The sequence below is a fragment of the Arthrobacter sp. BB-1 genome (assembly GCF_006151685.1).
Taxonomy (GTDB): Bacteria; Actinomycetota; Actinomycetes; order Actinomycetales; family Micrococcaceae; genus Arthrobacter.
In genome coordinates, this window is the sequence record NZ_VDEV01000003.1 from 39,308 (window position 1) to 51,794 (window position 12,487).

Below are 12,487 nucleotides of genomic sequence, written 5' to 3' on the forward strand. Positions count from 1 at the left end.
TTCCGTGTCCCGGGACAATATGCGCGTCCAGGACTGCCATCCAAGTCGGTTGCCGGGAGCTGGAGGCAAACGTGCGTGCGGCCCGTCGGTTCAGTCTTCGCGCACTACCTCTGCCGGGTCCTTGTCCAGCCGCCAGCCCCTCCAGCGCGGGTGGCGCAGGCGTCCGGTCCCGGTCCATTCGCCGTACGTCACCTCGCCCACCAACTGCGGCGCCACCCAGTGCGCGTCCGCCGCGTCCGGCCGCGGAACGTCCAGGAACGGCGAGGTTTTCCGGGCCAGGCGGTCCACGGTCTGGCGGAGCTCGGCGAGTTCCCGGCCGCTGAATCCGCTGCCCACCCGGCCCACATACTGGAGCTTGTCGCCGTCCGGGATTCCCACCAACAGCGAGCCCACAGTGTCCTGGCGCCCGCCTTTGCCCGGACGCCAGCCGCCCACCACAACCTCCTGCGTCTGCTCCACTTTCAGTTTGATCCATGTACGGGTCCGCTGCCCGCTCACGTACCGGCTGTCCGTCCGCTTTGCCATCACTCCTTCAAGGCCAAGTTCCCGGGCGCTTTCCAGGATGTGTTCCACCTTGTCCTCGAGGACCGGGGATAGCCCGGCGGGGCAGCCTGATGGGGTGAAGAAGTCCTCCAGCCGTTGCCGGCGCTTGGCGAGCGGCAGCCTCCGGAGGTCCGTTCCGTCGTGGTGCAGGAGATCGAAAAGCATCAGCTGCACGGGAATGGCAGTCCGGGCCCTTGCGACGTCGGCTGGCCGGGTGAGCTTCATCCTTCCCTGCAGGAGCCCGAAGTCGGGCCTGCCTGCCGGGCCGATGGCCACGATCTCGCCGTCCGCAACGAACGGCTGGGCCGGCCAGCAGGTCCGATCCACAAGTTCGGGGTAGGTGCTGGTGACATCATTGCCGTTGCGGCTGAAAATCCGTACCGCCTTTTCGTCTCCCACAAGGATGGCGCGAACCCCGTCCCACTTGAGTTCGAACTGCCAGTTGCTGCCCTGCAGGTCCGCTGCATCACCGGAGGTCGCCATCATGGGCCGGTACTCCTCAGGCGAGGCAGCCGTGCCCGTCGCTGCCCGTGCCGCCTGTTCTTCCGCCGTCGTTGCCCTCTTTGCCGTCGCCGTATTAGTGGGTACTGCCTTTGTCGGTACTGCCTTCGTCGGTACGGCCTTTGTCGGTACTGCCTTCGTCGGTACGGCCTCCTTGGGCGCCTCTTCCGGGGCCTCCTTCCCGTCCGGCACTTCCTCCTGCCCTTCCCTCGGCGGTGCGTGCCGCCGTCGTCCGCTCCGTGGCTCCTTGTCCATGAGGTGGATGAGCCACTGTCCTTCGGCATCCTTGCCCTGCCCCCGCCCCGTGTGGATCAGGGCGAACTTCCTGCTGCCGCCCAGCCCGCCGCCCTCGGAGCCGTTCAGGGTAACGATGACTTCCCTGCCGTTGATCCACTTGTGCAGTTCATACGTTCCGGTGTCCCAGATGGTCATCTCGCCGGCGCCGTACTCCCCCTGGGGGATGGTGCCGTGGAAGGTGAGGTAGTCCATCGGGTGGTCCTCGGTCTGGACGGCGAGGTGGTTCTTCCCGCCGCTGTCCGGGACGCCCTTGGGAAGCGCCCAGGACACCAGGACGCCCTCGTGTTCCAGCCGAAGGTCGAAGTGGAGCCGGCTCGCATGGTGCTCCTGGATCACAAAAGCGTCGCCGGTGCCGGCTGCGCCGCTGAACGGCTCCGGCGTGGCCTGGGGATCACGCATGGAGCGGTACTTCTCCAGCTTGGGGTCATTGCCGGCGTTGACGACGGCGGCGAACGGGTCCCTGCCCTCCTGCACCCGCCGGATCACCGCCTTATAGTCCAGATGCGTGAGGCCGGGGGAGCCGATCTCCTCCCAGGTCCGGGGCGCAGCCACCATGGGGGTGGGGCGGCCGCGCAGCGAGTACGGCACAATGGTGGTCTTGGCCGCGTTGTTCTGGCTCCAGTCCACCAGGACCTTGCCTTTGCGCAGGGTCTTTTTCATGTCACTGACGGCCAGGTCCGGGTGGTCGGCCTCAAGGGCGCGGGCAAGTTCCCGGGCGAAGGCGGAGATCTGGTCAGAGGTCTGGCTTCGGTCCAGGGCAGCATACAGGTGGATGCCCTTGCTGCCGCTGGTCACCGGGACAAGGTCCAGGCCCACGTCCTGGAGGATGGTTCGCGCCAGGAGGGCTACTTCCACGCACTCCTCGAGGCCGGCGCCGTCGCCCGGGTCCAGGTCCAGTACCAGCCTGTCCGGATTCAGCTGGTTCCCGTGTGAATCCACCTGCCATTGCGGGACATGGACTTCCAGCGAATTGATCTGGCCGAACCACGCGAGCGTGGCGGGGTCGTTGACCATGGGGTAGTAGATGGTGCGGTCCTTGTGGGTGATGGCTGCACGGGGGAGCCATCCCGGGGCGGAATCCTCAAGGTTCTTCTGGAAGAACACTTCGCCCGGTTTCTCGGCGGTCCCCACTCCGTTCACCCACCGTTTCCTGGTGGCCGGCCGGTTGGCTGCAGCGGGGATCAGGACGTGGCCCACTGCAGCATAGTAGGCCAGGACATCCGCCTTCGTGGTGCCCGTGGCCGGATAGATGACCTTGTCCAGGTTAGTGAGGGTCAGTTCCCGGCCGGCAACCCGGACACGCTCCTTAGCGGCGGGCACGGGGCTTCACCTCCGGCGCTGCGTGATGTTCACTTGAGGGATGAGAGCCATCTGGAAAGGTGCCATCGCGTTCGGCCTGGTCAACGTGCCCGTGAAGGTCTACAGCGCCACTGAGGATCATGACATCAGTCTGCACCAGGTCCACAATGCCGACGGCGGCCGGATCCGCTACCAGCGCCGGTGCGAGGTCTGCAGCCAGGTCATCGATTATTCGGACATCGAGAAGGCCTACGAGGAAGACGGCCGGACGGTGGTCCTGTCCAAGGACGAGCTCAAAGCCATTCCGGCGGAGAACAGCCACGAGATTGAAGTGGTGCAGTTCGTCCCGTCCGAGCAGCTTGAACCCATGATGTTCGAGAAGAGCTACTACCTTGAGCCGGACTCCAAGTCTCCCAAGGCCTACGTTCTGCTGCGGAGCGCCCTGGAGGACACGGACAGGGTGGCCATTGTCCAGTTCGCCCTCCGTGAGAAGACCCGCCTGGGCGCCTTGCGGATCAAGGACGATGTCCTGGTGCTCCAGTCCCTCCTGTGGCCGGACGAGGTGCGCGAGGCGAAATTCCCTTCCCTGGATGCCTCGGTCAAGATCTCCTCGCAGGAGCGCGATATGTCCGCGGCACTGGTGGAGTCCATGGCGGCTGATTTCGATCCCGCCTCCTTCACGGACGATTACCAGGTCCAGCTCCGCCAGCTCATTGAGGCCAAGCTGGAGCAGGGTGAATCGCTGGACACCGAGGAAACGTTCGGTGTGGAAGCCGGAGAAGGCGGCAAGGGCGAAGTCATCGACCTGATGGAGGCGCTGAAGCGGAGCCTGGACCGGAAACGCGGCGGCGGGTCCGATGCCTCTGCCGGCGCTTCCGGTGATGAGGCTGGCGCTGAAGCCGGCGGGGAATCCGGCGCGGAAGCCGGCGGCAGCCAGGCGGAGGGCGAAAAGCCGGCGGGCAAGCGGTCCACGGCGGCCGCCAAGACGGGTACCGAAAAGGCCAGTACCGCCAAGACCAGTGCCGCCAAGACGGCTACTGCCAAGACCGGCACTGCCAAGACCGGCGCCACGGCGAGGTCCGCTGCCGCGAAGTCCACGGCAGCGAAATCCGCCGCTACAAAGTCCACGGCAGCAAAATCCACTGCTGCCAAGCCGACGGCGGACAAGGCCGCCGCCAAACCTGCGGCCAAGGCTTCCACCAGTAAGGCGGCGGGCACGCGGGCGCGCAAGCCCGCGTGAAGGGCTGCGTGATGGTCCCCATGGTTGTCCCCGGGCCGTGGTGCCTGCCCGTGCTGTGAATGCCATGTACATGAAACTACTAAGCTTGCTTGCTTTCCGGTAGCGGGTACGTCTTTACAGCCGACACCCGGGCGTCCACAATGAGTCATCACAGCCTCCGCTGTGCCCAGCAGCGTGCTGTCACTCACGCTGACATGCCACCGGAGAGGGGCGCGGAAATGAACGATCGGGCGCAAACAGCCGAGGCGGACCTCGCGCTCAAGCAGAAACACCGGGCCATGTGGGCGTCGGGGGACTATCCCGCACTGGCCAGCGAACTCCTCCTTGAGCTGGGGGCCATCCTGGTGGAAGCCTGCGGCATCACTTCCCGCCACCGCGTTCTGGACATCGGCGCCGGAGCGGGCAACGCCGCCATCCCCGCCGCCATGATGGGCGCGAAGGTGGTGGCGAGCGATCTCACCCCCGAACTGTTCGACGCCGGCCGCCACCAGGCGGCCGACCGGGGCGTGGTGCTTGAATGGAAGGAAGGGGACGCCGAGGCCCTGCCATTCGGCGACCATGAGTTCGACACCGTGATGTCCTGCCTCGGCGTCATGTTCGCTCCCCACCACCAGGCCGCCGCTGATGAGCTGCTGCGGGTCTGCAAACCGGGCGGCACCATCGGACTTCTCAGCTGGACCCCGGACGGGTTTATCGGCAAGATGTTCGCGGCCATGAAGCCCTTCGCCCCGCCGCCTCCGCCGGGCGCCCAGCCGGCGCCGCTGTGGGGGAGCGAGGACCACGTCCGTGAATTGCTGGGAAACAGGGTCACGGACGTGCACACCCGCAAGCAGGCGCTCGTCGTCCGGAGCTTCCACCAGCCGGAAGACTTCGTCCGCTACTTCAAGTCCCACTACGGCCCCACCATCTCGGTCTACAAGTCCATTGCCGAGGACGTGGACAAGGTCAAAGCCCTGGACAAGGCGCTGACAGAGCTGGCGGACTCCTTCGGCGATGCCCACGGCGACACCCCGTTCCAGATGGAATGGGAATACCTGCTGTTCACTGCGAAGAAGGCCAAGGAAAATGGCTGATCATGTGGCCACATCCTCGGTAGCTGTGGATGCCCCTCCGGCGCGCGTATGGGACGTCATCACGGATCCGGCGGCCACGAAGGAGTTCATGTTTGGTGCTGAACTCGCCACGGACTGGAGCGTGGGCGGACCCATCACGTGGACCGGCACCTGGGAGGGCAAGGATTACCGGGACAAGGGGGTAATCCTCGAGGTCGAGCCGGCCAAGAAGCTGGTCTATACGCATTTCAGTCCCCTCGCCGGCCAGGAAGACAAGCCGGAAAACTACCACACGCTCACCTGGACACTCCAGGACCAGGGCGGCCGGACGCTTTTGACGCTGACCCAGGAGAATAACCCCACCGCCGAGGCGGCCGACCACTCAAAAGGTATGTGGGACAAGCTCGTGGCGGACGTCAAGAGGATTTCCGAGCGCACCTAACCCCTGCGTTCCTCCGCTCAAGTAGGTAGCGCTAAGTGTCGTTTTGGAGGCTCAAAACGACACTTAGCGCTACCTAGTTGGGGAGGGGGGGCACTTAACGCGAGCGGCCGCCGTCGGGCGTTTCCCACGGAGGGAAGGCCCGACGGCGGCCGTGCGGCTTTGGTGCCGGACTGCTACTCGGCGTCGTGATCCGTTTCCAGGATCTGGACCAGGTGGTCCAGCGCGGTGTCCGCACCGTCACCTTCTGCGCGGAGGACCACCACGTCGCCGTGCGAGGCGCCCAGGCTCATGAGGGACAGGATGCTTGCAGCGTCCATCGCCTCATCCGCCGGCTCGCCTTCGCGGGCGATGGTGATGTCCAGGTCGTACTCTCCTGCTGCCTCGGCAAAGATGGCTGCGGGGCGTGCGTGCAGGCCCACGCGGCTGGCGACGGTTGCTGTGCGTTCTGGCATTTTTGCTCCTTTGTCTTCCGGCGGCTGGTTGAAATGCCGGGTAGAGGTAGTGGGTGAGGCAGGGGTCAGACGGTTGCTGGGACGGGTTCCACCGTAGCAGCGGTCTTGCGGGCTGCCCAGCGCTTCAGGGCCACGACGGCCAGTGCGGTGACGATGGTGCCGGCGATGATCGAGAGGACGAACATCAGCACGTTGTTGATGGCGAAGAACACGAAGATACCGCCGTGGGGTGCCTGCGATGTGACACCGAACGCCATGGTCATCGCCCCGGTAACGGCACCGCCCAGCATGCTGGCAGGAATGACGCGCAGCGGGTCTGCAGCGGCGAACGGGATGGCGCCTTCGGAGATGAAGGAAGCACCCAGCAGCCAGGCTGCCTTGCCGTTTTCACGCTCGTTCAAAGTGAAGAGCTTCTTGTCGAGGACCGTGGCCAGGGCCATGGCCAGCGGGGGAACCATGCCGGCAGCCATGACGGTTGCCATGATCTGCCACGGTGCCTGGTTTGTGGCGCTGCCGGCGCCGAGGCCGGCGACGGCGAAGGCGTAGGCCACCTTGTTCACAGGACCGCCGAGGTCGAAGCACATCATGAGGCCCAGGATGATGCCCAGGACCACTGCTGACGCGCCGGTCATGCCGGACAGCCAGCCGTTAAGTGCCGCGGTGAGGCCGGCGATGGGGCCGCCAAGGACCAGGAACATCAGGCCGGAAGCGAAGATCGAAGCCAGCAGCGGGATGATGACGACGGGCATCAGGCCTCGAAGCCAGCGGGGGACAGACCACGTGCCGATGAGGTGGGCCATGTAGCCCGCCAGGAGGCCGCCGACGATGCCGCCGAGGAAGCCCGCGCCCATGAACCCGGAGACAGCACCGGCAACGAAACCGGGGGCAATGCCGGGCCGGTCAGCGATGGCGTAGGCGATGTAGCCGGCCAGTGCGGGGACCAGGAAGCCCATGGACAGGGCGCCGATCTTGAACAGGACTGCGCCCAGGTATGTGGCGAGTCCGCCCTCGGGAAGGTTGCCGAAGTTGTTCTGCACAACCACTTTGTCCGCGACTTCGGTGATGTCGTAGCCGCCCAGCAGGAAGCCCAGGGCGATCAGGAGGCCGCCGCCGGCAACGAACGGGATCATGTAGCTCACGCCGGTGAGCAGCGCCCTCTTCAGCTTCTGGCCGATGTGCTCGCCCTTTTCGGCTGCTGCCTGCTCGGCCTGCTCCTCGGCACCGAAGTGTGGGACGCGCCGCGCGTTCGGGTCCGAGGCTGCTGCGAGCGCTTCCTGGACCATCTTGGCAGGTTCGTCGATGCCGCGCTTGACGGGTGCGTTGATGACGGGCTTGCCGGCGAAGCGCTCTTTGCCGCGTACGTCCACGTCCACCGCGAAAATCACGGCGTCGGCGGCTGCGATGACAGCGGGATCCAGCGGCTTGGCGCCGGAGGAACCCTGGGTCTCCACCTGCAGGTCGACGCCGGCCTCCTGGGCAGCTGCCACCAGGGAATCAGCTGCCATATAGGTGTGCGCGATGCCGGTGGGGCAGGCAGTCACGGCCACGAGGCGCTTGGGGCCGGACCCGGCAGAGCCTGCCGAAGCCGTGCCCGCCGCAGCGGCGGGGGCAGTGCCTGCCGCAGCCGTGCCGGCGGAAGCCCCGGAGGCACCCGAGGAAGCAACAGTGTCAGCAGGTACCGCCGCTGCGTGGGCTGCCGGCTTTTCGGCAAGTGCGCCGTCCACCAGTTCCACGATCTCCTCGCGGGAGGAGGCGTTGCGCAGGGCTGCGGTGAAGTCCTTTTTAATGAGGGACCGGGCCAGTTTGGAGAGCAGCTTCAGGTGCGCCTGATCGGCTCCGTCCGGGGCCGCGATGAAGAAAATCAGGTCCGCCGGGCCGTCCTTGGCGCCGAAGTCCACCTTGGGGTTAAGGCGGGCCATGGCCAGGGTGGGTTCCGTGACGGCGGCCGAGCGGCAGTGCGGGATGGCGATGCCGCCGGGGATACCCGTGGCGGTCTTCTGCTCGCGGGCGAAGGCGTCGGCAAAGAGGCCTTCAACTTCTGTTGCGCGTCCGGCGGCAGCTACTTTGCTTGCCAAGTGCCGGATCACCGCCTCGGGCGCGTTGCCCAGGTTCTGGTCGAGCTCGACCAGGTCCGTGGTGATGAGCTGGGTCACTGTCAATCCTTTCGAAGGGCCGTGATGGTTACGGCATCCGGGGTGGTTTGGTGTACTGCCGGAACCGTTGAACCGGGCAGGGAGGCGGCTGCGGCACCGTGGGCCACAGCCTGGCGAAGGCAGTCGGCCGGGGCGGCGCCCTGGCCGTGGGCGAGCAGGTAGCCGGCCAACGCGGAATCGCCCGCGCCCACCGTGCTGACCGCGGCGACCGGCGGATGCGTGGCCAGCCACGCGCCGTCGGCCGTTACCAGGACAGCTCCCTTGGATCCGAGAGTCGCCAGGACAGCACCCACGCCTGAACGTACGACGGCGGCGGCGGCTGCCGCTGCAGCCTTCGGATCCGCTTCAAGTTCGTCAGCGGTGGCCGCGGCGAAGCCGGCTGCAGCAGCCAGTTCCGCCAGTTCTTCGGCGTTGGGTTTGAGGAGGTCCGGTTTCCCGGAACCGTTGCCGGCCAAATCGGCACCGGCATCGCCTCCGGACATTGCCGCGGCGAGCGGCGCACCGGAGGAATCCACGGCGATGAGCGGTGCACTGCCGTTGCCGGCTGCGCGGATCCGGCGGGCCGCCGTCGCGTAGAAATCAGAAGGAAAGCCTGGCGGGAGCGAACCTGCGAGGACCACCCAGCTGGCGCCGCGTGAGCTCTCCAGCAGCAGTTTGATCAGGGCTTCCTGCTGGTCCGCATCCATGACCGGGCCGGGCTCATTGATCTTGGTGGTCACGCCGCCGGGTTCCGTGAGGGCCACATTGGTCCGGAGTGGTTCGTTGATGGGCAGCGAGACAAACGGCACCGCGTTTTCCCGCAGCCCGGCCAGGACGGGGTCGCTGTCCGCGCCGGGGAGCACGGCAACAGATTCCAGGCCGGAGGCGACCAGTGCGCGGGAAACATTGACGCCCTTGCCGCCTGACTCTTGGCTGACGGAAACGGCGCGCTGCACTTCGCCCCGCGCCAACGGGCCGGGCAGTGCAACCGTGCGGTCAAGGCTGGGGTTGGCGGTGAAGGTGACGATCATGCGATCACCACGTCAACGCCGGCTTCTGCCAGGGCTGCTGCCAGCTCCGGGCCGGGTTCGCTGTCTGTAATCAAGGTGTCCAGATCTTTCAGGGAGGCGAACTGGACCAGGGTTTCCGTGTCCAGCTTGGAGGAGTCGGCCAGCACCACAATGCGGCGGGCCGAGTGGACGAAAGCTGCCTTGACGGCGGCTTCCTCGGGATCGGGCGTGCTCAGCCCAAAGCTTGCATGGATTCCGTTGGTGCCTATGAAGGCGATGTCCGGCCGCAGTTTGCCGGCGGCCTCCACGGTTGCCTGGCCCACGGCAACCTGGGTGATCCCGCGCACCCGGCCGCCCAGGACCTCGAGGGCGATCCCTGGAGAGCTGGAGAGTTTGCCGGCGATGGGAACGGCGTGGGTGATGGCCACCAGTTCGGCCCGTGGTTCCGCTGGGTCGGACGGTTCGGCGGCGGCGCGGCGCGACAGCATGTCCGCCAGGACTTCCGTGGTGGTGCCGCCGTCGATCAGGACGCTGCCGGCGGAGTTGCGCGGGATGAGTGCCAGGGCCACCTCTGCGATCCGGATCTTCTCGTCAGGCCGCTGGATGGCGCGCTCAGTGACGCTTTCCTCAGTGGTGCTGAAGCGGTCTGCTGCAACAGCCCCGCCGTGGACGCGGCGGACGGTGCCGGCGTTCTCGAGGGTGGCGAGGTCGCGGCGGACGGTTTCGGTGGTGATGCGGAAGCGCTCGGCCAGGAGGGTCACGCTGACCCGGCCGCTGCCGGCAACAAGCTCGGCAATCTTTTGCTGGCGCTCCTCGGCGAACACGTACCCTCCGTTGCGTAGGTCTGCTGGTGCTGTGGATCGTTCGGTGGACGCCGTTGCTGAGTGACTGGCATCACATGATGTTGAGTTACTTGACTTTATCTTTGCTTGTGTTGGTTTGTCAATGGAAACCCACATGAAACAAAATCCCACGGGGCGGGCGTCCCGTGACCGTTCGGAGTTTTTGGCCAGATAAGCCGACTTTTCGGCCCGGGAACCCTGCATGCTGCCCAAAACTCCCGGGTGGGGAAGCGAAAAGCCGGGCCGGACCACGAATGGTCTGGCCCGGCTCCTCGGGTCAATGCCTTGTCCTGCACTGCAGCAGGGTGGACTTTGTAGTGCTACAGCCCGCCGTCGCGGCTTTCGTTCCGGGTGATGCGTTCCCCGGTGTTGGGATCAACCACGGACCGCGTCTCGCTGACCCGCCTGCTGCGGCCGGGGGAGGCGAGGATGAGGGAGGCGATAAGTCCAATGACGCCGACTGCCATGAGGATGTAGCCGATGAGCACCTGGTCAACGAAGGGGATGAGGCCTGGAGCGACCGCCCAGGCGAGGATGGCGCCGAGTGCGATGAGGAAAATGGAGGATCCGATTCTCATGAGTTGCTCCTTGTTAATCACGGATGGGCGTCTTCTTAGCCCGCGGACGATTGGTAAGCATGCTGTCCGTTAAGCGTCACGCTACAGCCCGAAGTAGCGGTATTCAATGGTGGGCGCCGGCACGTAACCCATTCGTTGTGGTGTGGCGCCTGTGAAGAAAGGGGCCGGTGAGCCCGGTGTGGTGGGGTTGGTGGACCGGCACGGCTGGGGCGGCGGGCTGCGCAGGATGGCTAGGCTGATCCGATGGAAACAGTTGTGTGGTCTAAACCTGAAGGTGAGCGGGCGGGCACCCCGCTGCTTGTGATGATGCACGGCTACGGCACCGATGAGTCCCGCATGGTCCGCCTTTTTGAATACCTGCCGTCCGAGTTCACGTGCGCGGCAGTGCGTGCGCCGGTGGCCATTGGTGACCACTGGGGATGGTTCCTGCTGGACTACTTCCTGGCCAACGACTTCGCGGACGTCATTAAGGCCTCGAGCGCCGTCCAGGCCTGGATCAACAGCGTTAAGGGCCAGCACAGCAGCGTGAGCCTGCTCGGCTACTCGCAGGGCATGGCAATGGCGAGCACCCTGCTGCGCCTGCATCCCAAGGACTATGTGGCGGTTGTGGGCCTTTCCGGTTTTGTGCTCCAGAATGAGCTGCTGTCCCTCACGGAATCCTTCGACACCAAGCCGCCCTTTTTTTGGGGAAGGGACAAGGCGGACCTGGTCATTAACGAGGACGCGATCGCCTACACGGAGGAATGGCTCCAGCAGAACACGCTCCTCACCGCCAGGACCTACCCCGGCATGGGCCATGCAATGTCAAAGACGGAAATGGTGGACGTCAGCGTCTTCCTGCGCCACTATGTGCTCCGTCCGGACGGGACCATAAAAATCCAAGCCTGACGGTCCCGGATGCTGAGACGTGCCTCACGTCAGGTTCCGCTAGAAAAAACAGTTGCCAGCTAAATTTGTAAGCGCTTACACTCTTCTTCGGCCGCTATCGCGGCCCTGAGCTGGGCGGACAAGGAGATCAGCGCGGTGCCGAGGGTTTACTGCAGCCGGATACTGTCCCACGTCCTGCATCCGGCCTGCGCCTTTGGAGGTGCCGCCGGCTTGTCCGACGCCGGGCTCCGTGTCCATGATGGTAGGGATACAACGATCAGCGAGGCCAGGGCCGCCGCGCTCCCTTCGCGGACCGCCGCCTCCCCTGGCCGCCGATCATCCGGGCATCGATGCCTCCCCACTCCAAGCATCCAGCCTTCAAGGCTGCCCGCCGTCCTGGAAGGACAACGCACCGCTGATGAATGAAAATACCGCAGCAGACCACGCAACGGCCGAGGTGTCCGCCTGGGCCGATGCCTCTGCCATCCTCTTCGACCTGGACGGCGTGCTGACACCCACGGCAACCGTCCATGAGCAGGCATGGCAGGAACTGTTCGAGGACTACCTGGCGGCTCAGCCGCAGGTGCCCGGATACAGCGAGAGCGACTACTTCGACCACATCGACGGCAAGCCGCGCTTCGACGGCGTCCGGGATTTCCTGGCCTCGCGGGGGATCAAGCTCCCCGAGGGCCCCACTGATGACGACCCCGCCAACACCACCGTGCAGGGCCTGGGCAACCGGAAGAACCGGATTTTCAACGACATCGTGAGCGCCGGAGTGGAGCCCTTCACCGGCTCGGTGCGTTTCCTCGAAGCCGCGCTTGAACGCGGGCTGAAGGTCGCCGTCGTCTCTTCCTCCCGGAACGCCCCGGCCGTCCTTGCGGCGGCCGGGCTCAGCGAGCGCTTCCCGGTGGTGGTGGACGGTGTGGTCGCGGCAAGCGAAGGCCTGCCGGGCAAGCCCAGCCCCGCCACCTATGAGTATGCCGCCCGCCTGCTGGGCCTTCCCAGCGGGGAATGCGTGGTGGTGGAGGACGCGGTGTCCGGTGTCCAGGCCGGCGACGCCGGATCGTTCTATTCGGTCATCGGCGTGGACCGCGGCGCCGGGCGGCAGGCGCTGCTCGACGCCGGAGCCACCCTGGTGGTCAATGACCTCGAGGAACTTCTTCCCTAAAGAAGGCAGCCTTCCCCGAGGCCGCCCGCTGCTACCCCCGGCAGCTCCCATCAGTACCAGT

At 65.8% G+C, this 12,487-nt stretch carries 11 protein-coding genes; 5 read left to right on the forward strand and 6 right to left on the reverse strand.

The window, feature by feature from the left end:
* Positions 1–90: 90 nt before the first annotated feature.
* The gene (locus FHJ30_RS02165; RefSeq protein WP_139027636.1) at positions 91–2,661 is read right to left on the reverse strand and encodes an ATP-dependent DNA ligase; all 2,571 of its coding nucleotides are present in this window, start codon (positions 2,659–2,661) and stop codon (positions 91–93) included.
* Positions 2,662–2,701: 40 nt separating this feature from the next.
* On the opposite strand from FHJ30_RS02165, the gene FHJ30_RS02170 reads away from it, so the two are divergent.
* From FHJ30_RS02170 to FHJ30_RS02180, 3 genes are all read left to right on the forward strand, one after another.
* A complete protein-coding gene (locus tag FHJ30_RS02170; protein WP_139027637.1) occupies positions 2,702–3,880 on the forward strand; it encodes a Ku protein in 1,179 nt (392 codons plus the stop codon).
* 218 nt (positions 3,881–4,098) lie between these two features.
* On the forward strand, positions 4,099–4,953 hold the full coding sequence (locus FHJ30_RS02175; RefSeq protein WP_139027638.1) for a class I SAM-dependent methyltransferase: 855 nt from the start codon (positions 4,099–4,101) through the stop codon (positions 4,951–4,953).
* A complete protein-coding gene (locus FHJ30_RS02180) occupies positions 4,946–5,374 on the forward strand; it encodes an SRPBCC family protein (RefSeq protein ID WP_139027639.1) in 429 nt (142 codons plus the stop codon). Before FHJ30_RS02175 ends, FHJ30_RS02180 begins: the two co-directional genes overlap by 8 nt.
* A 173-nt stretch (positions 5,375–5,547) precedes the next feature.
* Here FHJ30_RS02180 and FHJ30_RS02185 read toward each other — a convergent pair whose 3' ends face one another.
* The 5 genes from FHJ30_RS02185 to FHJ30_RS02205 form a co-directional block, all read right to left on the reverse strand.
* Positions 5,548–5,826: an HPr family phosphocarrier protein gene (locus FHJ30_RS02185; protein WP_013599585.1), complete on the reverse strand. Its 279-nt coding sequence runs from the start codon at positions 5,824–5,826 to the stop codon at positions 5,548–5,550.
* A gap of 65 nt (positions 5,827–5,891) precedes the next feature.
* Complete coding sequence (locus FHJ30_RS02190; protein WP_139027640.1) at positions 5,892–7,979, reverse strand: fructose-specific PTS transporter subunit EIIC; 2,088 nt, start codon at positions 7,977–7,979, stop codon at positions 5,892–5,894.
* A 2-nt stretch (positions 7,980–7,981) separates the two neighbouring features.
* The gene (locus FHJ30_RS02195; protein ID WP_139027641.1) at positions 7,982–8,989 is read right to left on the reverse strand and encodes a 1-phosphofructokinase family hexose kinase; all 1,008 of its coding nucleotides are present in this window, start codon (positions 8,987–8,989) and stop codon (positions 7,982–7,984) included.
* Positions 8,986–9,792, reverse strand: coding sequence for a DeoR/GlpR family DNA-binding transcription regulator (locus FHJ30_RS02200; protein WP_139027642.1), 807 nt, complete (start codon positions 9,790–9,792; stop codon positions 8,986–8,988). Before FHJ30_RS02200 ends, FHJ30_RS02195 begins: the two co-directional genes overlap by 4 nt.
* Before the next feature lie 338 nt (positions 9,793–10,130).
* On the reverse strand, positions 10,131–10,388 hold the full coding sequence (locus tag FHJ30_RS02205) for a DUF6458 family protein (RefSeq protein WP_133349335.1): 258 nt from the start codon (positions 10,386–10,388) through the stop codon (positions 10,131–10,133).
* Between the two features lie 243 nt (positions 10,389–10,631).
* Between FHJ30_RS02205 and FHJ30_RS02210 the strand changes: the two genes are divergently transcribed.
* Both FHJ30_RS02210 and FHJ30_RS02215 read left to right on the forward strand, forming a co-directional pair.
* Positions 10,632–11,276 (forward strand): alpha/beta hydrolase, encoded by a 645-nt coding sequence (locus FHJ30_RS02210; protein WP_139027643.1) that lies wholly within the window; start codon positions 10,632–10,634, stop codon positions 11,274–11,276.
* Between the two features lie 397 nt (positions 11,277–11,673).
* Positions 11,674–12,426: an HAD family phosphatase gene (locus FHJ30_RS02215; protein ID WP_139027644.1), complete on the forward strand. Its 753-nt coding sequence runs from the start codon at positions 11,674–11,676 to the stop codon at positions 12,424–12,426.
* The last annotated feature ends 61 nt before the right edge of the window (positions 12,427–12,487 follow it).

Excerpts from the sequence above, each read along its gene's own strand:
- FHJ30_RS02185 (WP_013599585.1), bottom strand. The coding sequence starts at position 5,826 with ATGCCAGAACGCACAGCAACCGTCGCCAGCCGCGTGGGCCTGCACGCA.
- FHJ30_RS02175 (WP_139027638.1), top strand. The coding sequence starts at position 4,099 with ATGAACGATCGGGCGCAAACAGCCGAGGCGGACCTCGCGCTCAAGCAG.
- FHJ30_RS02170 (WP_139027637.1), top strand. The coding sequence starts at position 2,702 with ATGAGAGCCATCTGGAAAGGTGCCATCGCGTTCGGCCTGGTCAACGTG.
- FHJ30_RS02180 (WP_139027639.1), top strand. The coding sequence starts at position 4,946 with ATGGCTGATCATGTGGCCACATCCTCGGTAGCTGTGGATGCCCCTCCG.
- FHJ30_RS02210 (WP_139027643.1), top strand. The coding sequence starts at position 10,632 with ATGGAAACAGTTGTGTGGTCTAAACCTGAAGGTGAGCGGGCGGGCACC.
- FHJ30_RS02205 (WP_133349335.1), bottom strand. The coding sequence starts at position 10,388 with ATGAGAATCGGATCCTCCATTTTCCTCATCGCACTCGGCGCCATCCTC.
- FHJ30_RS02195 (WP_139027641.1), bottom strand. The coding sequence starts at position 8,989 with ATGATCGTCACCTTCACCGCCAACCCCAGCCTTGACCGCACGGTTGCA.
- FHJ30_RS02215 (WP_139027644.1), top strand. The coding sequence starts at position 11,674 with ATGAATGAAAATACCGCAGCAGACCACGCAACGGCCGAGGTGTCCGCC.